Below are 25,736 nucleotides of genomic sequence, written 5' to 3' on the forward strand. Positions count from 1 at the left end.
CTTATGCCCAACACGAATGCAAATGTTTATCCTGCATTAGGGATCAATGCCCAAAATCAGGTATTTGGAGTTGATGCGAACAACAACATCCACACATTATCGAATGAAGGTTTTGCGCAGGTCATTGCCATTTCTGAAAATGGCACCATCTGGGCGATCAGCACTGATCCGCTTTCTGGAGGTGCGCAACTTTCTTGGAGTACAGGAGATGGCAATTGGACAGCCTTTTCTAATGTTCCTGGAGCAGTACTCCTCACGGGTTCTCGTGCAGACAGTGCTTTGTACTACACGGAAAGTCAAACCCTGTGGACAATCCAAACCAGTGGTCAGGGTGAACAAATTGGGCAAATGCCGGAAGTGCAAGACCTGGATTACGGGGGGGGATACCTCTGGATGATAGCTCCAATTGCACCAAATGGAGATGCCTGTCTTCAATTCACCTCTATGGAAGGGCCGATGTTCAATTGGAAACCCTTTAGTGGATATTCGGAACCATCAAGCATTAGCGTCAATTACGCTGGCAATTGTTATGGAGTCGATGGATCATTTTCACCGATGTACTACCTAAATGATGGGGTAAGTACAGGAAGTGCAGGTGATGGAGCAACTACAAGTTCATTGGAAGTTTCCTTCAAAAATACCTTCTACGTATTGTCAACCAATGGCAATGAAAAAGGCAATGATGTGTTGGTTTATAAAGGCGATGGACCAGGCTCATTTGTCAGTGCCGGTTTCCAGGCTATCCAGGTATTGGGAACCTACTATTCAGCCTCCTAACCCAATAGAGGTAGAGACGCACGGCCGTGCGTCTCTACCATCAGACATTTACAATTATTGTTTCTTCCCAGCCACTTTTACCCGTTGTACAAAAGCCTGGGCACGGTTGTTGTCCACAATCTGGATTTCAAAATTCTCTCCATCTTCCATTTTGAGCACCAACTCGGTTTTTTTCATCTTATTGGCCTCGTCCATAAAGCGGCTATCGTTGGAAGTCATTTCCAGGATGCCTTGTTTGTAGCCATAGTAATAGTAGATGTCGTTGGGTAGTTTGAGGTAGAAATATACCCGATCATCATCGTTGCTCGGCATCTTGTACTCCACGTAGGAAGTGACCACCTTATTGACCATCGTTCCATTCATTGAGATCAAGCCAATCTTATCCTTGGTACTTACAAAGGATTGGTAATCCATATCCCAGCGCATCTTCAAGCCCGAGAGCAAGAAGTTGTAGGTGTTGTATTTTTTAGGCAATTCTACCAAACCCGTGCTGATCTCCGCAATGGCCTTGTCCACACTTTCATCCTGCGGAAAAAGCATGGTCATCCGCCGTTGGTAGTAGGGCAAATCCGTGAGGTAATTGACGGTTTCTGAACCAAAGCCAGCGGCTTCGAGTTCGTTTTGCATGATGCGCATCAGTTTATCCGGAATACGCATACTCAGGCCCGAGATCACGTCAATATCGACCGGTGGCGGTGGCGTTTTTCCAACCAAACTATCCGGGATATTGGCAAATTCACCAGTGATGCTACCCGCTGCATCAATTTTCACATATTTGAGGGCTGAGCCGATGTTGATTTTTCCTTCGCCCTCAACTTTGCCTGTTTTGTTGTTAAAAGTTAAGCGGGAGCCATGCAAGGTATTGGCGATCACTTTGGTGGAATCACCAAATGTAAAAATGTCCTTGACAGCATCGTATTTGAATACCCCTTTGGTCGGCAAAATAGGGCGGTCTTTGCGGAAATACAGGGGCATCATCACAGTAGGATAGGCAAAACTCATTTCTTTACTCAGGTAAAAACCCGTTTCCAGCGGTACTCCATCCATACTTTTGGGAGAATCGTACTTGATGGCCAGATTGCTCTTATCGCCTTCACTTTTTAGGGTAAACCAATGTCTCACCGGCAATTTATCGGCTTCCAAACGGGCAAAACCATCAAACTTCAGGTTTCTGGATTCGGAGGACAAATTAATGGTTCCATAAAATGAGGTTTTACGGTCAATGATGAAACTGTCTTCTTCTGCAACGGTTCCTTCTGCACGGGTGGCAGTTGCTTTTTCACTGGCTTTCCCTTTTCCAATGCGTTGGCCCACGATGCTGCTGAATTCAATTTCCTGCTTTTTATCTGCCACATTGTATTCATAAAAACCGTGGGCGCGATAATCTTTGCGGCCATTGATGCTCACTGTAGCCCGATTGATCTTGTGGTTTTTGTTCAAGGTATCACAGATGATGGTGGCATTGTGCAAAGAATCCATGATTGCTTTGGGCTGAATGTAAACCGTGCCACTATCTGGAATAATCATTGCGTCGGCTGATTTGATAAAAGGCACCTCGGTTACCTTGAGTAAATAGGTTTTGAGGTCGTAGGATGCTCTTTTGCCATTGAAGCGCAGTGAATCTTGAGTAGGATGAACGGAGGTAAAAGTCCCCATTTTGGTCGAATCCGATTTAAAGCGAATCATCGAGTTATTCATTTCCCAGATGAATTCGTTCATCGAAGTGACGTATTGGTTGAGTGGCAGTTTGGTTTCGAGGTATTCGTCCAGGGCTTTAAAACGGCCCACTTGTTTGTCGAAGTCCACGTCACTGCGCAAGCGATCGGATTGGATGGCAATTGCACCAACTTCTTCGGCCTTGATGTTTAGGGCAGTCGTGTCAGCTTTGGCCGAAAACGCGCCAAAATTGAATTGTCTGGACGTCATGGCTGCCTGTGGCCAGTCCAATAAACCATTACCTTTCAAACCACCTGGAGTCAGAGCTAATGTGCCTGTGAGGGTATGTTCACCAGATTTAAAAATCTGGAAGGCGTTCTTTTCCGATTGCACATACATACTGTCGCGGTAAGGCTTCCAGTTCAGGCGTACCAATTCACCATGTACTTGGGGTACTTCCTCTTCTTTGCTGCGTTTTTCGGCGAGGTCAAAGTCTTTGGCACTGGCCGACATTTGTTTGGGTAAAAAATGGACATCTTCGGATTCAAGGGTAGCGCCCAGGTATTGAATTTTGCCTTTGCCCCAAAGTCCCTTATTGCTCATGTCAACTTCGCCAGAAAAACGACCCTTCACTTTGTAAACTGGGTAACCTTTTTCGGGCGTTTTATGTACAAAGCCCAGCGAATAATCGTGCTCCCGCACCTTGAGGGTTTCTTCAAAATCGGGGAAAATTTGAGATGAAACCATTTTGCCCCGGAAGTTGACCATTTCTTTGACGTAGTTGTCCAAACTATTGAAAAAGAAGGGTTTTAGTTCAAAGTAAAAGGAATCACGTTTGTACAAAGTGTCTTTGACAAAAGGGTTCTTTTTGCCATCGTAATATTTGCCATCGTAATACACGTAGCTAGTGGATCGGCTGTTGAGGTTCGGGAAAATGGGCACATCATTTTTCCCGCTGCGGTTGCCTTCTGCATCGATGATTAAGGTAGCCTTAAAATTTTCGATGTCGGAAGTCAAAGCGAAGGGGTTGATTTCCTCCATTTTATGCGTCTTCGGCAATTTGTCGGGGACAAACAAGCGCCAGTATTTGATGGAATCACTGGTGACTGAAAACTTGCCATAATCGAAATGCAGTTTATTGCTCCGCATTTCACTGAAACCCGCTTTGAGCATACCTTTGGAGTCGATGTCGCGGTTTTGACGCATGACAATGGTGGCACTGTCTGGCACCACCCCAACCTGTTGTAAACGACTGAATTCCAGCCATTTCACACCAATAATCCGTATAGAGTTGTCCTTCAAATTCAAGGTCGCATTGGCACTATCAGTTTTGGATAAAATCCGCAATTGATCGTAGTCCGAACGTTGCATATAGGAATTGTAGTAATGCTGAACCTTGTCTTGTACATGGATGAGTAAACTATCAGCGTCGTAACGGATGAACCCCTGACCGACCAAATCGTAGATCAAAGAGGTGATGTTTTCCACCTTAAACGTTGGATTGAGCTTTCTTGCGAACTCATCAGCGTAAATGTCTTTTACTCCGATTTCATCCGTCAGTTGTTTCAGTTTTGCCAATGGATTTGAGGTAGAAATGCTTTGCAACAGGTCGTAGTCCTTCTTGTTAAAATACTGTAAGGATTCAAACTTGACGGGTTCTTTACGGGCAAAACTTACTGATTTGTCGCCAATAACTACCGAGTCTTTAGACAAATACGCCTTGAAATTATCTGCGTCAAAATTGATTTGGTGATTGGAACTAAAAAATGGGTTGCGGTCACTGCCCCGTTCACCCCGGTATAAATGCAGCACCTGATCTTTGATGGTGTAGCGGAAATTGACGGAGGGGTGATAAAGTGAATCTTGTTTGTAATAAAATACTGCCTCTACCCCTTCTCCTCCAATTTGTTGCCCGCGGCGCACTGAAAAACGCCGGGCACTGCCTTTGAAGATGCGTTGGTTCTTTTTATCGTAAATCTCCAGAACGGCCCTTCGGCTATCTGAACCTGTGCCGTAAATAGTAGTTCCTTCCAAGTTAAATCCACCCTTGAATCTTACCCCGTCGGCAAAATTTTTGATCTCCATATCCTTATTGGCCGAATTAAACCGGGGATAGGAACCCTGGCCATCTACGGATACCTTGTCGCTGAACTGCCCGGGAATTTTTTGACTGCCAAAATATTGCGGGTAAACCAAAAAGGCTTGATCGGTTTCGTAAATGCCTTTGTTGACATCCAGTTTGTAGTTGCCCAACTCGGTGATTACCGTGGAGTCCAGGCCAACCCTTTGCCAGCCAACCTGGCCACCTTTCCCAACCCATTCCCCCTTGAGTGGATAATACGTACCACTGGTATTGGCCAGACGAATGGAGTCGTTTTTACGCGATGCTACCAGATTTCCTTCTTCCATCATCAAGTAGGGCTGCTTGTTTTTGTAGCGGAGATGGATCTTGTCGGAGTAAATTTTCCAGACTGTGCTGGCAGGTTCAGCCTTATTAAAAGCCTTATTTTTGAAAAATTGAGTGGAAAATCCAATAAAATCGCTGAATTGCGTAGTTTGATGGTTCCCGGATAATAGCAAAGAATCGAGAATGAGGTGCCACTCACCAAACTTCTGCTCATCGGGCAAAGTACCTTTGAAGGCCATCAAAGCATTGAGGTAGGCTTGAAAATGGGGATTGGGGCTAAGCCGCCTGGTAAGCATATAATTGCAGGTGCGGATCACGCGTTCCCCTTCCACGGTACTGAAACTTCCAGCCCGAAATATCCCATCAAATTCCTTATAGGTTTTTTCCAGTACCTCATTTTTAGAAGAGGTCATGAATGCCCCTAGCTGGGACAAAAATTCGGGTGTTTCTACCGCGAATTTTTCTGGTCGTTGTGCAAATAGCGCCAGGGAAAAGCCTAGAAAAAAAAGTGTGGCAATCGAATGGCGAAAAAAGATTTTCATGAAACCGTGTTTGTCCGGGACCTTACAGGAAATCTTCAACTTGGGGTCCTTCGCGAAAACACGTCAGACTATGATTCAATGCAGCCTCAGCGCCAACCAATTGCCTTTCTCTAAAGATTGTACCGGAGAAAAACCATGTTGGCGTGCTTCCGCTTCGACCAATTCCCGATCTGTCTTAAGAATCCCGGAAATGAGCAAAATACCGCCTTGTTTGAGTTTTTGATGTAACGTTGGAAAAGCATCCAAAATTACACCACGGTTGATATTCGCTAAAATAATATCGTAACCGTTCCCCACTACAACGCTCAGATCGCCCAAAAGTGCATGTATAGCTCCCGACACTCCGTTAATTTTCGCATTTTCCAAGGTATTTTCGTAGGATGGGGGTTCGATGTCCACGGCATCGATCAATCGCGCACCCAATTTCGCCGCCAGAATGGCCAAAATCCCCGTTCCACAGCCAAAATCGAATACGTATTTATCCTGAAAATCAAGATCAGCCATCAATTGCATTACCATATGGGTCGTTTCGTGGTGCCCGGTACCAAAAGCCATTTTGGGGTTAATGATGATCTCGTGTTCAACGCCTTGCATTGGTTCGTGAAAATCAGCCCTTACGCCACAAAAGCTACCGACCGTAATGGGTTGGAAATTGGATTCCCAGATGCTGTTCCAGTTTTGATAAGGAATCTCTTCAACCGTAAAACTGACGCCAAACGGCTCCACAATTTCTTGTACTTCAGCACTAAACGCAGCGACATCCGCAGGTAAGGGCACAAAGGCTTGGAGAAACTCACTACCTTCTTCGAAAATCTCAAAAGGAAGTTCGCCCAATAAGGCGACCAAAATTTCTTGTAGTTCTGCTGATGCAGGAAAAGAGTATTGTAAATAATTCATCGTGCCTAAGCTTCTTGTTTACGGAATTTCACCGTTGATGGAGCAACCCCAAAGGTATGGTCTTTGATCAATTCTGGGGCTTCAATTTGTAAACCAATTTTGATGATCGCCAAATGATGCACCGCATGGTCGTGCAGAAAGGTGATTTCGCGACCCAATGAAGAAGGATATTCGGGGCGTGTAGCGTCGTTTTGGATTGAAAAATCACCACGCACCTTTACTGGTGTGTATTCTTCTAGTGACAGCAGTTGTTCCAATTCTTGTACAAAAGCCTTCATGGCAAAAAGGGGATCCTGTTCAATCCGTAAATCGCGTTCGCGTTGGGCATAGTCTACGACCTGTTCTGATGCTCCAATTGCCAGACAACGAAAAAAATCGTGAATGTGCCGAAAATGCTGGCCAATCGAGGATCCGTTGTAAATGGCCAGGGGGGCTTTGTAGAGTTGGTCCTCAATGCTGGCCAGGATACCGTTGATTTGATTGACGATGTTGATGATGCCTTCTTTTCCGTTCATTTTTGTGCTTTTTCCCACGGACCTATCCGTGGTTCTCCCACGGATAAATCCATGGGTTGATCTTTTGGGTGGCCTCCCACGGATAAATCCGTGGGTTGGCGGGGTATCATGCGGGAATGGAAGGCGGTTCTACCACACCCACACTTTCACACTTCACACCCACACCCTTTCTTGTGGGTTGGCTTAGTACACTTCGTTGCGGGCAGACTTCAGCGTATTGATCAGCAAGGCGACTACCGTCAATTGCCCTACGCCGCCGGGTACTGGGGTGATCCAGGCTGCTTTGGGGGCGACTGCTGCATAATCTACATCCCCTACGAGTTTATAACCCGATTTGGATGTTGGATCTTCGACCCGATTGATGCCCACATCAATGATGACTGCCCCTTCTTTGACCATGTCTCCTTTGACAAATTCGGGCGCACCAATGGCCGCAATCAGAATATCGGCCTTGCGGGTATGTGCAGCCAAATCAGCAGTACGACTGTGGCAAACCGTAACCGTCGCGTCTCCTGGGTAGCCTTTGCGCGACAATAGGATGCTGATGGGTGTACCAACAATGTTGCTGCGCCCCACCACCACCACCTCTTTCCCGGAAGTAGGAATCTCGTAACGGCGCAAAATCTCCAGTATTCCCATTGGAGTAGCAGGCAAATAACATGGTAAGCCTTGCGCCATCCGACCAAAATTGACTGGATGAAATCCATCCACATCCTTGCGTGGTTCGATGGCCAAAGTCACCTTGTGCTCGTCAATGTGTTTAGGCAAGGGCAATTGTACGATGAAACCGTCAACTGAACTGTCGCCATTGAGCTGTTCTACAATTTCGAGCAATTCTTTTTCCGTGGTGTCCGCTGGGCGATGAATCAAAGTGGATTGAAAGCCTACTTCTTCGCAGGAGCGCACTTTATTGCGCACATAAGCCTGGCTGGCTGGATTGTCACCTATCAATACTGCGACCAAATGAGGAATTTTGCCGCCTTGGGTTTTGAGTTGATCCACTTCTATGCGGAGTTCCGCTTTAATGGTTTGGGCCAATTGTTTCCCGTCGAGAATTGCCATTGTCAATGATTGATTTAAAAAATCAAAGGTACAAGTCTTCCTGCGAAGGAGTTCCTTTGGGGCGATAAAAAAATAATCAGCTTGGAGAAAAATCACTTTCATTGCTGCTGTCTTATCTTGGGGGCAAAATCGCTTCCATCATGCAATCCAGAAGAAAATTCATCCAACAAGCCGGTTTATTGAGCAGTGGGGTTTTGTTCAGTCAGTCCCACGCTTGGGCTTGGAATAACCATAGTTTTGAAAGCAAACGCCCTGCGTTGAGCGACCGGAAATTCAGCAGTGTGGCGGTCGAAGCGACCATTGATAGATTAAAAAAACAAATTGCCGATCCTGAACTAGCTTGGTTGTTTGAAAACTGTTTCCCCAATACGCTGGATACCACTGTTGAATTTGAAACCATTGATGGCAAACCCGATACCTATGTCATCACTGGCGACATTGACGCCATGTGGCTGCGCGACAGCACCGCCCAGGTCTGGCCTTATTTGCCTTTGATCAAGGAGGATAAACCATTGCAAGAGCTGATTGCTGGCGTCATCAATCGCCAGAAAAAATGCATCCTCCTCGATCCTTACGCCAATGCTTTTTATAAGGATGTCAATAAGGAGAGTGAATGGAAAAAGGACTACACCACCATGAAGCCCGGCATCCACGAACGCAAATGGGAAATTGACTCCTTGTGCTACCCCATTCGCCTGGCTTATCATTATCATAAAACGACGGGGGATACCAGCGTTTTTGACGCCGATTGGGTCCGCAGCATCGAATTGACCCTACAAACCTTCAAAGAACAGCAGCGCAAGGATGGCAATGGCCCTTATACTTTTCAGCGCAACACCTACTGGGCAACCGATGGGGTGCCGCTTTCCGGTTATGGATATCCGGTGAAACCAGTGGGTTTGATTTGTTCGGTATTCCGCCCTAGTGATGACGCGACCATTTACCCCTTCCTCATTCCGGCGAATTTCTTTGCAGTGGTCTCTTTGCGCCAAGCTGCTGAATTGTTGAATAAAGTGCTCAACAATACGGCCCTCGCCCTAAAATGTACAGTGCTGGCCATGGAAGTGGAAAAAGCCCTGCAACAACACGCCATCATCAACCATCAAACGTATGGGCGCTTGTACGCCTATGAGGTCAACGGCTACGGCAGTTTCAATTTGATGGACGATGCCAATGTTCCCAGTCTCTTGTCCCTACCCTATCTGGACGCGGTCAAAAACACCGATGTGGTGTATCAGAATACGCGGAAGTACTTGTTGTCTGCCAACAATCCTTTCTTTTTCAAAGGCAAAGCAGCCGAGGGCATCGGTGGCCCTCACGCCGGGATGAACATGATTTGGCCACTGAGTGTAACCATGCGTGGTTTGACCTCGAACAATGCGGCTGAGGTAACGCAATGTTTGCACATGCTCAAGACTACGCACGCGGGCACTGGCTTCATGCACGAAGCTTTCCACAAGGATGATGCAAACAATTTTACGCGGAAGTGGTTTGCCTGGGCGAATACCTTATTTGGAGAGTTGGTGATGCATACGAGTGCGAAGTATCCAGCGATTTTGGCGATGAAGGAGGTGTAAGCTGGCATTATTTTTAAAGTATTATCCCACCTTCACCAAACCCATTTCCCCAGCTTTTTCCACCATCAACCCATACGCTGCCTCGAACTCATTGGGGATTACCCCATCTAAAATGGCTTCCCGCACATAGTTTTTGATATCGCCCACTTCGCGTGAAGGGCCGATCCCAAAGGTTTCCATGATGATTTCGCCCGTAATCGGTGGCTGCCAGTTGCGCAGCTGGTCGCGTTCCTCCACTACTTGCAGGCGTTGGCGCACCAACTCATAGTTTTCGAGGTAACGTTTGACTTTATCGGGATTTTTGGAGGTGATGTCCGCTTCACAAAGCAGCATTAGGTCTTCCAGGTCTTCATCTGCATCCACCAATAGGCGGCGCATGGCGGAATCGGTGATTTCTTCTTTGGTCAAGCTGATGGGGCGCAGGTGCAGTCGAACCAACTTTTGCACATACTTCATCTTGTGATCCATCGGCAGGCGGAAACGGCGGAAGATGATCGGGACCATATTGGCACCCAAGGTTTCATGCCCATGAAAAGTCCAACCTTGCTCTGGATGAAACCGTTTGGTGGGTGGTTTTGCAATGTCGTGCAGAATGGCCGACCAACGCAACCAGAGGTTTTCAGTTTTTTTGCAAAGGTTATCCAGTACTTGCAACGTGTGGTAAAAGTTATCCTTGTGGCCCCGGCCATTGCGGATTTCCACGCCGTGTAAGGCGGTCATTTCTGGAAAAATGATGTGCAACAACCCTGAATCAAACAAGAGTCTGAAACCGACCGAAGGTTTGGGCGCCTGGATGATTTTGTTCAATTCAATGGCAATGCGTTCCGCTGAAATGATCTTGATGCGTTCTTTATAAACACTGATGGCTTTAAACGTATCCGGTTCAATGATGAAATCCAGCTGAGTAGCGAAACGAATGGCGCGCATCATCCTTAGGGGGTCGTCCGAGAAGGTTTTGCCTGGTTCCAGGGGGGTACGAATGATTTTTCGCTCCAAATCTCCTAGCCCATCAAATGGATCGATGATGTTGCCAAAATCCGGCTCATTCAAACTAACCGCTAGGGCATTGATGGTAAAATCACGGCGGTTTTGGTCATCTTCCAGAGAGCCATTCTCCACCGCCGGTTTACGCGAATCGTGGCGGTAAGATTCTTTGCGCGCGCCCACAAACTCCACTTCCAGGTCGCGGTGTTTGATCATTGCCGTTCCAAAACGTTGAAAAACCGCAATCCGGGGTACTGGATGCAATTCGCCAGCCACCCGCTCAGCCAATTCGATACCAGAGCCTACACAAACAATGTCGATGTCTTTGGAAGTACGCGCCAACAAACGGTCTCGCACATATCCACCCACCACATAAGCAGGCACCTGCATCTTTGAGGCAGCATGGCTAACGATCTCCAGGATCTTGCGTTCGTTATCTTGAATTTTAAAGACCACTACGTTTTAGGTTAAAATACCGATTCGGCCTCGACTGCGCTGTACTGATCTTCCAAACGGTCGAGTATTTCAAATAAAATCGCGGGCGTTTCTTCGGTAACCAATTGGCCACGAAACTCCTTTATACCCGGGAATCCCCGGAAGTAATTGGTGTAATGCCGACGCATTTCTACCACCCCTAGTTTGGCCCCTTTCCAATCGATGGAGTGTTGCAGGTGCTGGCGTACCGCATCTACCCGCTCGTGAATATCGGGTGGAGCTAAAAGCTCACCCGTGGCGAAATAATGCTTGATTTCGCGGAAGATCCAAGGGTAACCGATGCTCGCCCGCCCAATCATGATGCCATCCACTCCATAGCGGTCGCGGTATTCCTTGGCTTTTTGCGGGGTATCAATGTCACCATTGCCAAAAATAGGGATGTGAATACGTGGGTTGTTTTTGACTTTGGCAATCCAACTCCAATCAGATTCTCCCTTGTACATCTGCACGCGGGTACGGGCATGGATGGACAGGGCTTTGATGCCAATATCTTGCAGTCGCTCAGCTACGTCTTCAATAAAGATGGTATTGGAATCCCAACCCAAACGGGTTTTTACGGTCACTGGCAAATTGGTCGATTTAACCACGGCTTCAGTCAGTTCCACCATCTTTTTGACATCGCGCAGAATGCCTGCCCCCGCCATTTTGCACACCACTTTTTGTACCGGGCAACCGTAATTGATGTCCAGTACTTCGGGTTTGGCCGCCTCGACGATTTCGGCAGCGCGCATCATAGAGTCGAGCTCTGCGCCGAAGATTTGTACGCCGATGGGGCGTTCTTCATCGTAAATGTCGAGTTTCTGCAAACTTTTGGTCGCATCCCGAATCAAACCTTCCACCGAGATGAACTCGGTGTACATCATATCTGCACCTTGCTTTTTGCACAAAGCCCGGAAAGGTGGATCACTCACATCTTCCATGGGTGCCAAAAGCAGGGGAAATTCTCCCAATTCAACTTGCGCAATTTTTACCATATCCCTTTTGTGCATTATAAAGTGGGGCAAAAATAGATTGATTTAACCAATCGGGCTTCAAAAAAATTCCAATTTGTGGAATTTTACTTAAAATCCTGTTAATTGTAGTGAGGATACACACCTGGGGCTTTACTTTTGTGTTTTCTTTGTTTCGTGCATGTTTATTCACAAGTAGTCAGAAAATGTATAAATCGTTTGCTAGTCCCGTTTTGATCGTTATCATGAGCCTATTGCTGGGCTGTTCACCTTATCGCCAACGTGATTTGGTTGGTGAATGGCAGGCCATAGCCATCTCACAAGAAGGAGACTCCCTACAAATAGACCCTAAGGTAGTCCAATTTACCTTTAACAAAAATGAAGGCTACACGTTCAAAAGCACCCTCAATTACCACGAATCAGGTACTTATTACATCCTCGACAAACGACTGTTTACCATGGACACCCTCAATCGGGCTTCTACGGAAAAAGCAGTGGAAATCTTGCTATTGACTCCCGATTCCTTACACCTCAGGATGAGCGATGCGGGTAAAGGCCGTTTGATGAAAATGGTTAAGCGGAAGTAACTACCACGGCAATCCAACTGAGGAACGGGTTCAAAATAATCAACACCTTACCATTTTTTTCTTTTTCCCGATGGTTCCCTTTTCTTGGACTTTGTAAATGTATTCTCCGGCATCGGGTACTTTACAGGAGGTTCCCCCCATATCTACATAGACGGTACCCAAGGATTCTGAAAGTTCAATACAGTGCTCGGTTAGCTCGGGGAATTGTGAGCCGACCATGATGATAAAACCATTCATGGTGTAGCGCACCCGGTTTTGGGCCTGGTGGATGTTTTTTTGCACCCGTTCCAATAGTTTTTGATACAAAGGCAGGTCTAATTCGGCATTCGGTCGCAGTTGTGCCCAATAAGACAGTGTTGCCCAACCTGCCGAAGCAATGGTTTCTTCTGGCGATTCAATCCACTCCAAGCCCAATTCCAGGCCATGTGGCGATTCTGCGGCCACCCAAGCTACCGTATAATCGTGCAACATGTGCCAATAAGCCGCCTTGGCCCAATGGCGCAAATCGTCTTTGCTGATTTTTTTTTCGTCCACAATCAAACCCGCCAGGTACATGGCATCAGAATTGCCAGTATCATAAAGATCAAGAGCGAGTTGGTACTCTTTTTTGAGCTTGAGTTCCTTGGTGATGGTTTTTAAGTCGCCCACTTTTACGCCGAAAAAAGGCTCACGGGCGCCGTGATTCATCAAAGTATTCTTGGTACTGGGGCTGTTGTACTCTTGCAGCACCTGCATGACTTCATTGACGGTAGGCATGGCATTAGGCATTTGTGTCAGGACAATTTTTTATACCAAGCGCTAAAATAAAAATAAAAAATTTATAAAACACAAAAACAAACACTTTTAATTGCTTTTATTTTCGATTTCTTTTCCACTTCCTGCCTTACTTTTGAGTCAAGATCAAGGATATGAAAACGGCAGTACTCATCATCGACGACGAAGTCAAACTCCGCAGTTTGCTTTCCCGCCTTTTGCAATTGGAGGATTACGAAGTAAGTGAGGCAGGTGATTGCCAATCCGGGCTTAAAAAACTGGCCCAGCAAGATTTCCCGGTGGTGCTTTGTGACGTCAAACTGCCCGACGGCAATGGCGTACAACTTACCGCAGAAATCAAACAAAAATATCCGCTTACCGAGGTTATCCTGCTCACCGCCTACGGCAATATTCCCGACGGGGTGCAAGCGATCAAAAATGGCGCTTTTGATTATTTGGTAAAAGGTGACGACAACAACCGCATCATCACCCTATTGTCTCAGGCTTCTGAAAAAGCGCTGCGGGCCAGGGCAAGTTCCAGTTCAGGTACTCAGGCCAAAGCTCTCGCTGATTTCAAAAATGTCATTGGTCAATCTCCAACCATTCAAAAGGCCATTGCGCTGGCCTGTAAGGTAGCGCCCACCAATGCCAGCATTTTGCTTACAGGAGAAACGGGCACGGGAAAAGATATTTTTGCCCAGGCCATCCACCAGGCTAGTTTGCGCAAAGACAAAGCTTTTGTTGCGCTCAATAGTGCCGCTTTTTCCAGAGAAATCATTGAAAGTGAATTATTTGGCCACAAAGCTGGTGCCTTCACCGGGGCGATTAAAGACAAAAAAGGTTTATTGGAAGAAGCCCATGAAGGCACGCTTTTTTTAGATGAAATTGGGGAAATGCCTCTGGAATTGCAAACCAAGTTGCTGCGGGTGCTGGAAAATGGAGAATTTCTGAAAGTCGGCCAAACCAAAACCCAAAAAGTGGACGTCCGCATCATTGCCGCCACTAATCGCAACCTCGAACAAGACAGCAACAATGGCCAGTTCAGGATGGATTTGTACTACCGCCTGGCCACCTTTGCCATTCATTTGCCTTCCTTGAACGAAAGGCCGGAAGATATCCCCCTACTCGTCCAGCATTTTATGGAACAATTCAGCCAAAAACTCAATAAAAAGATCAGCAGTGCCCATCCCGATTTTTTAAAAGCGCTGCAACAGCACCAATGGCGGGGCAACATCCGCGAGCTGCGCAATACCATTGAACGCGCTTGTATCCTCAGCGAGACCTCGCAACTGGAAAGTGATGCCTTGCCCTGGGATTTTTTACATCAAGTCAACAGCGACATCACCAGGGTAATGTCTTTGAGGGAAGGAGAAAAACGGCACATCTCGCGCATGCTGGAACATACTCATGGCAATAAGACCCAAACCGCGGAATTATTGGGCATTGGATTAACCACACTTTATGCCAAAATCAAGGAGTACCAGTTATAAAACAGGATATTGACCAGTGCCTTATGCAAACTTTTCCCAAGCCGGGGGCGTTAAGTTTTAAAAACCCACCTCTAGCAGGATCGCAGATAAGGCTTAAACAAAAATTTTAGACATGCTCTGAACCAAACTTATCGCAAACATGAATTCACTATGGACCAAAATCATCCTCAACACCACCCTGCGCAAAAAAAAGCTGAGTAAATACAGCAATTATGTACTCGCCAAAGGTTTGAAGCAATTCCAGATCGTATTCAAACGGCGTCTCATTCAGTTCTTTTTGTTGGGTATGGGGGTTTTGTCGGCGGGATTTGGCCTGAAAGGATTTTTGTTGCCCAATCATTTCATCGATGGAGGAGCAGTGGGGATTTCCTTGTTGATCTCCGTGGTTACCGACTGGCCACTTTCTTTGTTGTTGCTCCTGGTCAATATTCCTTTTGTTGTACTAGGGCTCCGCACAATCGGGGTTGATTTTGCTATCAAAACAGCCATTGGCATCATCGCCTTGGCAATTGCGGTAGAAGTGATTCCTTATCCACAAATTACGGAGGATAAATTGTTGGTCTCAGTCTTCGGTGGTTTTTTTCTGGGGGCCGGGATTGGGCTTTCCATGCGCGGCGGCGGCGTGATCGATGGGACAGAAGTACTGGCGCTCAACATCAGTAAACGTTCCGGACTATCCGTTGGCGATTTGATCTTAATTTTTAACGTGATCATCTTTTCGGTTGCGGCCTATTTGCTGTCTATCGAAACGGCCTTGTATTCCGTTTTGACTTACCTTTCTGCCTCCAAAACGGTTGATTTTATTGTGGAAGGCATCGAAGAATATACCGGAGTGACGATCATTTCCCCCAAATCCGAAGACATCCGCCAAATGATCATCCACGACATTGGCCGGGGTGTGACCATCTACAAAGGTGAACGGGGCTTTGGCAAAACGGGCCACCGCGACAGTGAAATCGACATTATTTTTACCGTGATTACCCGCCTGGAATTGAGCAACCTCAAAGCTGAAATTGAAAAAATCGATCCCAATGCGTTTATTTTGATGCATAGTATTAATGATACAAAGGGGGGGATGATTAAGAAGCGGCCGCTGCATTAGAGCAAATGACGAGTTTTTCGAATGACGAATGACGAATTGGGTGCGTTGGGGTTAAAAAGGGGGTGCTACACTGATTTGGCCCAATATCAGAGATTCTACTTGAAAAACAGCTTCATCTTGCCACCGCTAGCGCGGTTCAAAAGTTGTAAATGGCCCGGTTTGTAGTATAGATTGTCCACCCTGAATCAATAGAACCCTACCGACAGACCCCGACCGAGAACTAACTGTTGGACAAATGATATTCACCCCATTTATTTATTTCTAAAATCAAATCATTTAAAGTTAGACCAAGAGGCGTGACAGAATATTCAACTCTTGGAGGAACTTCTGCATAGACTTTACGCAAAATCAATTTTTCTTCTTCTAATTCTTTTAGCACCTTGACAAGCATCTTGGGTGTAACCTCTGGAATTGCCCTTTCCAACTCTTTGTAGCGGTGCATTCCTTTGTTGACCAAATTGCTTATGACAACAATTTTCCATTTACCACCTATTACCGACATAGCGTGACTTACTGCACAAACATTTTTTCTATTTTTTTCCATTACTAAACCTTTGATTATAAACGATACTTTCTAGAAGTATACTAGTATACTTTATGGTAACCACTTGCAAAAATATAGTGAAGGAATTACTTTTGCAACTCGCAATTAAATAAACAACAAAATATGTATGCCTGAAATGAATTGGATTAATGGACAAGTAATACAAGTAAATGGAGGTATTCTTTAAACCACCACAATTTCATAAACAAAAACTATGGTGCAACTAAAGCAACCAAGCATATTTGTTTCTCACGGAACAATTTATGAAGCCTTCAAAAGCAATCAGTTAAAATTAAACTTCCTAAAACTTCGTAAGGAACATCTAAAAAATACTCCCTCTGCAATTGTTCTTTTTTCGGGACATTGGCAGACGGAAACTATTTCTATAACAACAACTGAAAAAATGATTCAGATGGACGAAGGTTTTCCGATAGAGTTTCAAACGAATTATTCAACAGTTGGGAACCCTGAATTAGCCAAACGCATCCTTGAAATGCTTACAGAAAATGGCATTAAAGCAAAAGCAGAAAATAATCGTGGACTTGACCACGGTGCTCTAATTCCTTTAATGCTACTTTTCCCAAATGACAATATTCCTGTTTTGCAAATTTCACAACACTATAATATTGACCCAGAATTTCACAAAAGAATTGCCGAAATACTAAATCCACTTCGCAATGAAAATATTTTATTCATTGGCAGTGGCGGTTTAGTGCATAATCGCAGCGAAATTCAAAAATTTGGTGGACACGAAATTGAGCCAGATAAATGGGCAAAAGAGTTTGACGACTTTATTACAAAGGAACTGGCCGACAAATCAAACACAAACTATGCTGACAAAATAATTTCAGCATACAATCATAAGCAGTTTTTCAAATCACACCCAACATCAGAACATTTTTTACCTTTAGTATTTGCAAGTGCTTTCGGTGGACAACCAACGAAGATTTACGAAGCATTTCAATGGAAAAACCTTTCTATGAGTGCCTTTAAGTTTGACTAAATATAATCCAAGTACGAAAAAGGGCAGCCGCTAACAGGTGTTAGCTACCAACCCTAACGGAGGTAACGTGGACAACTAAACAGCAAAATACATCATTAACTACTTTTCCAACTTATTGACAAGTTCGGAAAGCATGGCTATCAAGCATACGAGTTCAATGTTTAACCTATCCCCCACCCTTCCATTTCCGCATACCCTTTTCCATTTCTGCATACTTTCCCCTCGCCCCATTCCCTCCCATTTCTCCACATCTCTCTGATTTTCAACCCAAAAATCGCCCACCATTTTTTCGGCACCAATTTTGGCATTACTGCAGCGTATCAAAATCCAAACATATGGACACGCTCATTGCAGCAGCATTGCTTTTCGGGGGCTTGATTTGTTTCGCCCTCTTTTACTGGGTCACCAATCGCTTTGATCACATCTAAACCATCACCATGTTCAGCGCACTATTCATCCTTTGTTTGCTGGTGTTTGGGTACCTCATTTACGTACTCTTACGGCCAGAGAAATTCTAATCCTTCAATTCAAAACCAATGAATACCAACTTACTTGGCGTGCTTGCCACCTTGGCCCTGAGTGTAGGGCTGGCCATTCCACTGGGCCGCTACCTGGCCAAAGTTTATCAGGGCGAGCGGGTCTGGACCGATTTTTTGCAACCGCTGGAACGATTGATTTACCGCCTAGGTGGTGTAAATCCTGGCGAAGAAATGGGCTGGCAACGCTTTATTCGGGCATTGTTGACCATCAACATGTTGTGGTTCATTTTTGCGTTCCTGATGTTGTTTCTTCAGGGCGTTTTGCCACTCAATCCCGACGGGAATGCCAGTATGACGCCCGATTTGGCCTTCAATACGGCCATTAGTTTCGTGGTCAATTGTAACCTTCAACACTATTCCGGCGAATCCGGGCTTACCTACCTCACCCAAACGGGCGTGATTATGTTCCTGCAATTCGTAAGCGCAGCGACCGGGATGGCGGCCCTGGCGGGGGTGTACAAAGCCATGCAGGAAAAGCAGTCGAATACCATCGGCAATTTTTATGTGTACTTCGTACAAAGCATCACTCGGGTGTTGTTACCCCTGTCAATTGTGCTGGCGATCGTGCTCATTGCCTCTGGCACACCGATGACTTTTGATGGAAAAATAAACCTCACCACGCTGCAAGGTGTGCAGCAAAGCATCTCTCAAGGCCCCGCGGCGGCTATGGTTGCCATCAAGCAATTGGGAACCAATGGTGGCGGTTTTTTTGGGGTCAACTCGGCTCACCCGCTGGAAAACCCCAATTTCCTCAGCAACATCCTGCAAACCGTTTCCATTCTGCTCATCCCCATGGCGATAGTATTTGCCCTGGGGTATTACCTGCGGCGTCGACGCTTGGCTTGGATCATTTTCGGGGTGATGTCGATTGGCTTTCTGAGCTTTGTAGTCGGTACCATCCGAGCGGAAACCGCTGGCAATCCAGCCATCACTGCCATGGGCATTGATCAAAGCTTGGGTAGCATGGAAGGCAAAGAAGTTCGTCTAGGTGCCGAAGCTTCCGCGCTTTGGGGGATCGCCACCACTGCCACGTCTAATGGTTCGGTCAACGCCATGCACGACAGCATGACACCCTTCAGCGGCTTTTTACAAATGTTGGACATGATGATCAACGCTCTTTATGGTGGAGTCGGCGTGGGTTTGCTCAACTACTACATTTTTATCATCATCGCTGTATTCATCAGTGGGTTGATGGTGGGGCGAACACCGGAGTTGTTGGGTAAAAAGGTCGAGATCCGGGAAATGAAAATTGCCACCCTGATTACCCTCTTGCACCCCTTCCTGATTCTGGTTGGTACAGCCTTGAGTAGTTATTTGGTGGTACATCATCCAGACATGGCCTGGGCCGTAAAACCAGGCAACTGGCTGAACAACCCCGGCAATCACGGTTTCAGCGAAATGTTGTACGAATACACTTCTGCTTCGGCCAACAATGGCAGTGGTTTTGAAGGGCTGGGCGACAACAATTTCTTTTGGAACTTCAGCTCCGGCATTGTGCTCATCATGGGGCGTTTTTTGCCGATCATCGGTCCAGTAGCCATCGCTGGTTTGTTGGCCCAAAAGCAATACATCCCGGAAAGTTCGGGCACCCTGCGGGTGGATACCCCAACTTTTGGACTGATGACTTTTGCGGTGATTTTCATCGTAGCGGCCTTGTCGTTTTTCCCTGCCTTGGCGCTAGGTCCACTGGCCGAGTATTTTTCCATGTATTAATTCGCTAATCATATGTCAACGCATCAAAAAAATCCTTCGCTCTTTGCCGCTGAGCTCGTGCGCCCGGCCTTAGTGGAGGCTTTTAAAAAACTCAACCCGGTCCTGTTGTACCGCAATCCAGTCATGTTCACCGTAGAGCTTGGCACAGCCATTATGCTCGTCATGAGCATCTGCGCCTTGCTCAGCGGGGACAGCAGCCAGGGTAGTTTTGGATACAACCTGATGGTCTTCATCGTCCTATTTTTGACGGTTTTGTTCGCCAATTTTGCTGAAGCCATCGCCGAAGCTCGCGGCAAAGCCCAAGCCGAATCCTTGCGCAAAACCCGGGAGTATACGCCCGCCAAAGTACTGCGCAATGGCAAACAGGAAATGGTCAGTTCGTCAGTCCTCAAAAAAGGAGATGTTTTCATCTGCGAAGCAGGGGACACCATCCCCATGGACGGCGAAATCATTGAAGGACTCGCCACCATCGACGAATCGGCGATCACTGGAGAATCTGCACCCGTGATCCGGGAAGCGGGTGGCGACAAAAGTAGCGTTACCGGGGGTACCAAAGTGCTTTCTGACCGCATCAAAGTGGAAGTCACCACCCAACCAGGCGAATCTTTTTTGGATAAAATGATCGCCCTGGTCGAAGGGGCTTCCCGCCAAAAAACGCCCAACGAAATCGCCTTGACCGTTTTGTTGGCTGGTTTTACACTCATCTTCATCATGGTTTGTGTAACGCTGAAACCTTTTGGGGATTATGCAGGCGCGCCCATTACCGTTGCCGCATTTGTGGCCCTGTTTGTCTGTTTGATCCCCACCACGATCGGAGGTTTGTTGTCGGCCATTGGTGTAGCGGGTATGGATCGCGCCTTGCGGGCCAACGTCATCACCAAATCAGGTAAAGCAGTAGAAACCGCTGGCGACATCGACGTATTGCTATTGGATAAAACCGGAACCATCACCATCGGAAACCGCAAAGCAACGCGCTTCTACCCCGCTCCTGGCGTGAATCAAACCGACTTCATTGAAGCTTGTGTACTGAGTTCATTGGCGGATGATACACCCGAAGGCAAAAGTATCCTGGAACTGGCGGGTGAACAGGTGGTCAAAAGTGCCAGCATCACTGGCGCACAACTGATCAAATTCACTGCTGAAACCCGCACTAGTGGGGTCGTTCTGCGTGACCAGACCGACATCCGCAAGGGCGCCCAAGATGCCATTTTGCGCCTCGTGCAACAAGCTGGAAATGCTTTCCCCGTTGAGACTAGCCAAGCGGTCAAAGACATCTCCAGCAATGGTGGAACCCCGCTGGTAGTCGCCAAAAATGGTCAAGTGCAAGGTGTCATCGAGTTGCAAGACATCATCAAACCCGGCATCCGCGAACGTTTTGAACGCCTGCGGCGCATGGGGGTCAAAACCGTGATGGTCACTGGTGACAACCCACTCACCGCCAAGTACATTGCCGAAAAAGCGGGAGTAGACGACTTCATCGCCGAAGCCAAACCCGAAGACAAGCTGGCTTACATCCGCCGCGAGCAAGCCGATGGCCGCCTCGTAGCCATGATGGGCGATGGTACCAACGACGCCCCCGCCCTGGCGCAAGCCGACGTAGGGGTAGCCATGAACAGCGGTACCCAAGCGGCCAAAGAGGCAGGCAACATGGTGGACCTGGACAATGACCCTACCAAACTCATTGAGGTGATTGAAATTGGCAAACAGTTGCTGATCACCCGAGGGATGCTGACCACTTTCAGCATTGCCAACGACGTGGCCAAGTATTTTGCCATCGTTCCGGCTTTGTTCATGGCTTCATTGCCAGCCTTGCAGTCGCTCAACATCATGGGCTTGAACAGCCCGGAAAGTGCCATTTTATCGGCAGTGATTTTCAATGCCATCATCATTCCGATGCTGATTCCACTGGCGCTGCGGGGGGTGGCTTATCGCCCAATTGGTGCGGAGGCGCTCTTGCGGCGTAATTTGTTGGTGTACGGTGTAGGTGGCGTGATTCTGCCTTTTATCGGGATCAAGTTGATCGATTTGTTGATCGCCATTTGGTTTTAATCATTTTTCAATACAAACCCCGAAGGGGTGAAATGATTATAGCAATTGAGCAGGCACCACCGTTTTTCAAGAGAAACCCCGAAGGGGTGGCATTATAAAACGCCGAAAAACAATCCAAAAATACCACCCCTTCGGGGTTTCTCTTGGAAAATCCTAATTCATTGATTTTTTCTATAATCATTTCACCCTTTCGGGGTTTAAAATTCAACTTTACCATGAAACAAGATATTCTTCCTGCAATCCGACTCACCCTGGTGAGCCTAATTTTGGTCTCCGTATTGTATCCCTTGCTAATCTGGGGTTTTGCCCAATTCATTGGCCCAGCCCAGGGCAAGGCCGAATTGGTTTACCACAATGGCAAAGCCGTAGGCGCAGCATTAGTGGGGCAAAGCTTTAGCCAAGACCGCTATTTTGGGGGCCGCCCCTCCGCCGTCGATTACAATGGTGCAGGTTCAGGTGGGAGCAACAAAGGGCCTTCCAACCCCGATTACCTCGTGCTGGTACGAAGTCGAATTGACAGTTTTTTGGTCCACAATCCTCAAGTAACCAAAAAAGACATCCCTGCGGAATTGGTTACCGCCTCCGGGAGTGGCCTCGACCCGGACATTTCCCCAGCCTCGGCAAAAATTCAAGTCGCCCGCATCAGTGCAGCCCGTGGTATTCCAGCGCAACAATTGGAGCAGCTGATCGAACAACACACCCAACAAGCGTTACTCGGTTTGTTCGGTCCAGAAAAGGTAAATGTGCTAACTTTGAACCTTGCACTAGATCAACTCAAATGAATGCCTGATAAAATCGGGGCAACGCAAGAATTGATGGATGATTCTAGTGCATTAACTCATAAGTTCTGCCACACTCTAGCTTGCTCTTTCGAGGCCAGGCTTCGTTGAAAAAAACTTACAGAGCTTTGGCTATGCGCATTTTTTTACGCCTAGCCTGATCTCAAAATTGCTACGCTTTAGTGTATCACAACCTATGAGTTAATGCACTAGACTACTTTTTTAATCGGGATGGCCAGCGCAGTTCCAGTAACACCTTTTTCACCACCGCTTTAGCCATAGCTTTTTAAGGCATGAATGACGAACGCACTCAACTGGCGGATCAATACCTGGCCCAGCTCCGTAGCGCTGGGCGAGGCAAACTCAAAATCTACATTGGCATGAGTGCCGGGGTGGGCAAAACCTACCGGATGCTCCAGGAGGCCCGACAAATGCTACAACAAGGCATTCAGGTAGTGCTCGGCTTGGTGGTGACGCACGGGCGTAAGGAAACCGAAGCGCTGCTGGAAGATTTGCCCATCCTGCCCCCCCGTGAAGTGTTTTACAAGGGAAAAAAAATGACCGAGCTCGACCTCAATGCCCTTCTGATCTTGCATCCAACCTGGGTGGTGGTCGACGAACTGGCGCATTCCAATATCCCGGGGAGCAAAAATCCCAAACGTTGGCAAGATGTAATGGACCTACTGGCAGCAGGCATCAATGTGATCACGGCTGTCAACATCCAGCACATCGAAAGCATCAACGATGAGGTGCATCGCATCACGGGCATTCAGGTGCAGGAACGGGTGCCCGACGATTTTTTGCAAAAAGCCGACGAGGTTGTCAATATTGACTTGAGTGCCGAAGACCTGATTACCCGCTTGAAAGAGGGCAAAATTTACGATCCGGCCAAGGTAGAAACGGCCCTGCGCAATTTTTTTCAGCCTGAAAAAATCCTGCAATTGCGCGAGTTGGCGCTCAAGGAAGTGGCGACCCAGGTAGAGCGCAAAGTGGAGCAGGAAGTGCCACGCAACGCCAAAGTACGCCACGAACGGTTTTTGGCCTGCATCAGCAGCAATGAGGCCACCGCCCGTAAAATCATCCGCAAAACAGCCCGACTGGCGCGGTATTATCAGAGCAAATGGTACGTTTTGTACGTCCAAACCCCCAATGAAAGCCTCGACAAAATCCCCCTGGACAAGCAGCGGCACCTGATCAACAATTTCCAATTGGCCGTTGAACTTGGCGCGGAAGTGCTTCAGGCCCAGGCAGCCAATCGTTTGAATCGTTGGTTGGTGCCCGTTGCCATCCCCCTCAAAGCCATCAACGTAGCAGTGCCCGACATTGGTAAAGCCATTTTGGAGGTAGTTAAAGAAAAACAAATCACCACCATTTGTATTGGCAAGCCGCATTTGAGTTTTTGGCAAATCGTCTTGCACACAGGCATTTTTAATCAATTGCTGCGAGCTTTAAAAGAAAATGAAGTGGATGTGGTAATTTTATCATAAAGTTGAGGAGGTTGAGAAGGTTGAGGCTACCGCGAGCGATTTTGACAAAGTCCTTGTCTAAGTAGCTTGCGGTAGCCTCAACCTTCTCAACCTTCTCAACCTCCTCAACCTCCCCCAAAATATGACCTTACAAAACAAAATAGCCCTCGGCACCACTTTTTTGTTCCTGATGTTGCTCTTGATTGGCGGCATCAGCATGTATTACATTTCAGAGCAAAAGAGTGTCACGCAGGAGGTATTGAAAGACAATTATGAAAGTCTAAATTATTGCCACGGCATGCTGGCCGTGATCAATCGGGAAAATCCGGCTCAACAAAAAGCCCATCACAGGTTTGATGCCTATTTGCGTTTGCAAGAAAAAAACGTCACTGAAAAGGGAGAGGCTGCCGTAACAGTCGCGCTGCGCAAAGCTTTCGATCAGCTCAAACTTGACACTAGTGCCATCTTGCAAGTACGCCAAAACATCCTGCAAATCCTGCAAATCAACCTCCAGGCCATTCGACGCAAAAACGACATTGCCATCCGTGCCGCCCAACAGGCTAAATTTTATATTTCAACCCTGTCCGGTTTTTTGTTCCTGATTGGTTTCACTTTTGTCCTCAATTTTCCGGGTTTGATTGCCGGGCCAATCCGTCGTTTCAACGAAGCCATTCAAGAGCTGAGTCGCAAAAATTATACTTACCGGATGCACATCGATACAGCCGATGAGTTTGGAGAGCTAGCCGGGGCCATCAATCAAATGGCGGGCAAACTGGACGAGTACGAACACAGCAATTTGGCCCAATTGATGTTTGAAAAAAAACGCGCCGAAGCGGTCATCAACAGCCTGGATGACGCGAGCATCGGCATGGACAAAAACCAAACCATCCTGTTTGCCAATCAAAAAGCTTTGCAATTGTTGGGTTTAGATGCCGAAAACACCATTGGGCAAGCCGCCCAAGACATCGTTCCACACAATGATTTACTCAAATTCATACTTGACAATCCTTCCGGCACCTCACCCTTCAAAATTGTGATGGACAATCGAGAGAATTACTTTCTGCTCGATTCATATAAAATCCAGGTAGATGAAGAGCCCGGCACGGTATATGTACTCAAAAACATCACCACCTTTTTGGAAAAAGATGTGGCCAAAACCAATTTCCTGGCAACCATTTCGCACGAACTCAAAACGCCGATTTCGGGCATCAAACTGGGTTTACAATTGCTGGAAAACCCCAAAACGGGTGCCCTCAACCCCGATCAACTGCGCCTTCTCCACGACATTCACGGTGAAAGTGACCGCCTGCTGCGCATCACCAGCGAGTTGTTGAACATGACGCAATTGGAAACCGGGAAAATTGACTTGACTTTGCAGGCCAATGACCCCGCCGATTTGGTGCGTACCGCCTTACAAGCACTTTATCCGCAAAGTCAGGACAAAAAATTGCAAATCAACACGCAGTTTGCGCCCCAATTGCCCAAGGTCTGGTCGGATCCTGAAAAAACCATTTGGGTGCTGATCAACCTCTTGTCCAATGCCATTCGGCATGCCTCTGAGGGAGATCATTTGAGGGTGGAAATTGAAGCAACGGCGGATCGACAGATTCATTTTTCGATCCAGGATCAAGGCCCAGGCATTGCGTCGGAATATCAAGAGAAAATTTTTGAAAAATATGTAAAAGCCCCGGGTAGCAAATCCAGTGGTACAGGCTTGGGGCTAGCCATCAGTAAGGATTTTGTGGAGGCGATGGGGGGCAAAATTGGGGTAGCCAGTCAGCTTGGGCAGGGAGCGAATTTCTATTTTGACCTGCCGCTATTTCAAGAATAACGCTCCCCTTAGGTGCCC

General features: G+C 47.0%; 20 protein-coding genes. 12 read left to right on the forward strand and 8 right to left on the reverse strand.

The annotated features are described in order from the left end of the window. The first annotated feature begins 3 nt into the window (after window positions 1-3). Window positions 4-777, forward strand: a complete 774-nt coding sequence (locus tag ACEW9O_RS11785) for a hypothetical protein (protein ID WP_373550361.1) — start codon at window positions 4-6, stop codon at window positions 775-777. 54 nt (window positions 778-831) lie between these two features. Here the strand turns inward: ACEW9O_RS11785 and ACEW9O_RS11790 are convergent, their stop codons facing one another. The 4 genes from ACEW9O_RS11790 to folD all read right to left on the reverse strand — a co-directional run bounded on the left by ACEW9O_RS11790 (window position 832) and on the right by folD (window position 7,856). Further along, complete coding sequence (locus ACEW9O_RS11790) at window positions 832-5,382, reverse strand: hypothetical protein (RefSeq protein ID WP_373550362.1); 4,551 nt, start codon at window positions 5,380-5,382, stop codon at window positions 832-834. Between the two features lie 75 nt (window positions 5,383-5,457). After that, a complete protein-coding gene (gene prmA, locus ACEW9O_RS11795) occupies window positions 5,458-6,279 on the reverse strand; it encodes a 50S ribosomal protein L11 methyltransferase (protein ID WP_373550363.1) in 822 nt (273 codons plus the stop codon). 5 nt (window positions 6,280-6,284) lie between these two features. Further along, window positions 6,285-6,794: a hypothetical protein gene (locus tag ACEW9O_RS11800; RefSeq protein WP_373550364.1), complete on the reverse strand. Its 510-nt coding sequence runs from the start codon at window positions 6,792-6,794 to the stop codon at window positions 6,285-6,287. Between the two features lie 183 nt (window positions 6,795-6,977). Continuing rightward, complete coding sequence (folD, locus tag ACEW9O_RS11805) at window positions 6,978-7,856, reverse strand: bifunctional methylenetetrahydrofolate dehydrogenase/methenyltetrahydrofolate cyclohydrolase FolD (RefSeq protein WP_373550365.1); 879 nt, start codon at window positions 7,854-7,856, stop codon at window positions 6,978-6,980. Between the two features lie 140 nt (window positions 7,857-7,996). Here folD and ACEW9O_RS11810 point away from each other — a divergent pair, with 140 nt between their 5' ends. Further along, window positions 7,997-9,433, forward strand: coding sequence for a glycoside hydrolase family 125 protein (locus ACEW9O_RS11810; RefSeq protein WP_373550366.1), 1,437 nt, complete (start codon window positions 7,997-7,999; stop codon window positions 9,431-9,433). 21 nt (window positions 9,434-9,454) lie between these two features. Here ACEW9O_RS11810 and ACEW9O_RS11815 read toward each other — a convergent pair whose 3' ends face one another. Beyond that, a complete protein-coding gene (locus tag ACEW9O_RS11815) occupies window positions 9,455-10,873 on the reverse strand; it encodes a CCA tRNA nucleotidyltransferase (protein WP_373550367.1) in 1,419 nt (472 codons plus the stop codon). Between the two features lie 11 nt (window positions 10,874-10,884). Next, on the reverse strand, window positions 10,885-11,886 hold the full coding sequence (gene dusB, locus ACEW9O_RS11820; protein WP_373550368.1) for a tRNA dihydrouridine synthase DusB: 1,002 nt from the start codon (window positions 11,884-11,886) through the stop codon (window positions 10,885-10,887). A gap of 182 nt (window positions 11,887-12,068) precedes the next feature. Here dusB and ACEW9O_RS11825 point away from each other — a divergent pair, with 182 nt between their 5' ends. Then, window positions 12,069-12,449 (forward strand): lipocalin family protein, encoded by a 381-nt coding sequence (locus ACEW9O_RS11825; RefSeq protein WP_373550369.1) that lies wholly within the window; start codon window positions 12,069-12,071, stop codon window positions 12,447-12,449. A 39-nt stretch (window positions 12,450-12,488) separates the two neighbouring features. On the opposite strand, the gene ACEW9O_RS11830 is transcribed toward ACEW9O_RS11825, so the two are convergent. Continuing rightward, window positions 12,489-13,205, reverse strand: coding sequence for a DNA alkylation repair protein (locus tag ACEW9O_RS11830; protein WP_373550370.1), 717 nt, complete (start codon window positions 13,203-13,205; stop codon window positions 12,489-12,491). Window positions 13,206-13,357: 152 nt separating this feature from the next. Here ACEW9O_RS11830 and ACEW9O_RS11835 point away from each other — a divergent pair, with 152 nt between their 5' ends. Both ACEW9O_RS11835 and ACEW9O_RS11840 read left to right on the forward strand, forming a co-directional pair. Beyond that, window positions 13,358-14,692, forward strand: a complete 1,335-nt coding sequence (locus ACEW9O_RS11835) for a sigma-54-dependent transcriptional regulator (RefSeq protein ID WP_373550371.1) — start codon at window positions 13,358-13,360, stop codon at window positions 14,690-14,692. A 139-nt stretch (window positions 14,693-14,831) separates the two neighbouring features. Continuing rightward, window positions 14,832-15,794: a YitT family protein gene (locus ACEW9O_RS11840; RefSeq protein WP_373550372.1), complete on the forward strand. Its 963-nt coding sequence runs from the start codon at window positions 14,832-14,834 to the stop codon at window positions 15,792-15,794. Between the two features lie 220 nt (window positions 15,795-16,014). On the opposite strand, the gene ACEW9O_RS11845 is transcribed toward ACEW9O_RS11840, so the two are convergent. After that, entirely contained in the window at window positions 16,015-16,338 is a 324-nt protein-coding gene (locus ACEW9O_RS11845) for a winged helix-turn-helix transcriptional regulator (protein WP_373550373.1), read from the reverse strand. Between the two features lie 214 nt (window positions 16,339-16,552). On the opposite strand from ACEW9O_RS11845, the gene ACEW9O_RS11850 reads away from it, so the two are divergent. The 7 genes from ACEW9O_RS11850 (at window position 16,553) to ACEW9O_RS11880 (ending at window position 25,718) form a co-directional block, all read left to right on the forward strand. After that, on the forward strand, window positions 16,553-17,341 hold the full coding sequence (locus tag ACEW9O_RS11850) for a class III extradiol ring-cleavage dioxygenase (protein WP_373550374.1): 789 nt from the start codon (window positions 16,553-16,555) through the stop codon (window positions 17,339-17,341). Window positions 17,342-17,778: 437 nt separating this feature from the next. Next, window positions 17,779-17,859 (forward strand): K(+)-transporting ATPase subunit F, encoded by an 81-nt coding sequence (kdpF, locus tag ACEW9O_RS11855; protein ID WP_373550412.1) that lies wholly within the window; start codon window positions 17,779-17,781, stop codon window positions 17,857-17,859. An 18-nt stretch (window positions 17,860-17,877) separates the two neighbouring features. Next, window positions 17,878-19,593, forward strand: a complete 1,716-nt coding sequence (gene kdpA / locus ACEW9O_RS11860; protein WP_373550375.1) for a potassium-transporting ATPase subunit KdpA — start codon at window positions 17,878-17,880, stop codon at window positions 19,591-19,593. A 12-nt stretch (window positions 19,594-19,605) separates the two neighbouring features. Further along, window positions 19,606-21,642 (forward strand): potassium-transporting ATPase subunit KdpB, encoded by a 2,037-nt coding sequence (gene kdpB / locus ACEW9O_RS11865; RefSeq protein WP_373550376.1) that lies wholly within the window; start codon window positions 19,606-19,608, stop codon window positions 21,640-21,642. Window positions 21,643-21,857: 215 nt separating this feature from the next. Continuing rightward, window positions 21,858-22,424: a K(+)-transporting ATPase subunit C gene (locus tag ACEW9O_RS11870; RefSeq protein ID WP_373550377.1), complete on the forward strand. Its 567-nt coding sequence runs from the start codon at window positions 21,858-21,860 to the stop codon at window positions 22,422-22,424. 290 nt (window positions 22,425-22,714) lie between these two features. Continuing rightward, on the forward strand, window positions 22,715-23,908 hold the full coding sequence (locus ACEW9O_RS11875; RefSeq protein WP_373550378.1) for a sensor protein KdpD: 1,194 nt from the start codon (window positions 22,715-22,717) through the stop codon (window positions 23,906-23,908). Window positions 23,909-24,029: 121 nt separating this feature from the next. After that, on the forward strand, window positions 24,030-25,718 hold the full coding sequence (locus ACEW9O_RS11880) for a PAS domain-containing sensor histidine kinase (RefSeq protein WP_373550379.1): 1,689 nt from the start codon (window positions 24,030-24,032) through the stop codon (window positions 25,716-25,718). Window positions 25,719-25,736: the final 18 nt, after the last annotated feature.

Source organism: Haliscomenobacter sp. (genome assembly GCF_041740695.1).
Classification (GTDB): domain Bacteria; phylum Bacteroidota; class Bacteroidia; order Chitinophagales; family Saprospiraceae; genus Haliscomenobacter.

Excerpts from the sequence above, each read along its gene's own strand:
- ACEW9O_RS11880 (WP_373550379.1), top strand. The coding sequence starts at position 24,030 with ATGACCTTACAAAACAAAATAGCCCTCGGCACCACTTTTTTGTTCCTG.
- ACEW9O_RS11850 (WP_373550374.1), top strand. The coding sequence starts at position 16,553 with ATGGTGCAACTAAAGCAACCAAGCATATTTGTTTCTCACGGAACAATT.
- kdpF (WP_373550412.1), top strand. The coding sequence starts at position 17,779 with ATGTTCAGCGCACTATTCATCCTTTGTTTGCTGGTGTTTGGGTACCTC.
- ACEW9O_RS11870 (WP_373550377.1), top strand. The coding sequence starts at position 21,858 with ATGAAACAAGATATTCTTCCTGCAATCCGACTCACCCTGGTGAGCCTA.
- ACEW9O_RS11875 (WP_373550378.1), top strand. The coding sequence starts at position 22,715 with ATGAATGACGAACGCACTCAACTGGCGGATCAATACCTGGCCCAGCTC.
- ACEW9O_RS11790 (WP_373550362.1), bottom strand. The coding sequence starts at position 5,382 with ATGAAAATCTTTTTTCGCCATTCGATTGCCACACTTTTTTTTCTAGGC.
- ACEW9O_RS11835 (WP_373550371.1), top strand. The coding sequence starts at position 13,358 with ATGAAAACGGCAGTACTCATCATCGACGACGAAGTCAAACTCCGCAGT.
- ACEW9O_RS11800 (WP_373550364.1), bottom strand. The coding sequence starts at position 6,794 with ATGAACGGAAAAGAAGGCATCATCAACATCGTCAATCAAATCAACGGT.
- ACEW9O_RS11830 (WP_373550370.1), bottom strand. The coding sequence starts at position 13,205 with ATGCCTACCGTCAATGAAGTCATGCAGGTGCTGCAAGAGTACAACAGC.
- folD (WP_373550365.1), bottom strand. The coding sequence starts at position 7,856 with ATGGCAATTCTCGACGGGAAACAATTGGCCCAAACCATTAAAGCGGAA.
- ACEW9O_RS11845 (WP_373550373.1), bottom strand. The coding sequence starts at position 16,338 with ATGGAAAAAAATAGAAAAAATGTTTGTGCAGTAAGTCACGCTATGTCG.
- ACEW9O_RS11785 (WP_373550361.1), top strand. The coding sequence starts at position 4 with ATGCCCAACACGAATGCAAATGTTTATCCTGCATTAGGGATCAATGCC.
- kdpB (WP_373550376.1), top strand. The coding sequence starts at position 19,606 with ATGTCAACGCATCAAAAAAATCCTTCGCTCTTTGCCGCTGAGCTCGTG.
- kdpA (WP_373550375.1), top strand. The coding sequence starts at position 17,878 with ATGAATACCAACTTACTTGGCGTGCTTGCCACCTTGGCCCTGAGTGTA.
- ACEW9O_RS11810 (WP_373550366.1), top strand. The coding sequence starts at position 7,997 with ATGCAATCCAGAAGAAAATTCATCCAACAAGCCGGTTTATTGAGCAGT.
- prmA (WP_373550363.1), bottom strand. The coding sequence starts at position 6,279 with ATGAATTATTTACAATACTCTTTTCCTGCATCAGCAGAACTACAAGAA.
- dusB (WP_373550368.1), bottom strand. The coding sequence starts at position 11,886 with ATGGTAAAAATTGCGCAAGTTGAATTGGGAGAATTTCCCCTGCTTTTG.
- ACEW9O_RS11825 (WP_373550369.1), top strand. The coding sequence starts at position 12,069 with ATGTATAAATCGTTTGCTAGTCCCGTTTTGATCGTTATCATGAGCCTA.
- ACEW9O_RS11840 (WP_373550372.1), top strand. The coding sequence starts at position 14,832 with ATGAATTCACTATGGACCAAAATCATCCTCAACACCACCCTGCGCAAA.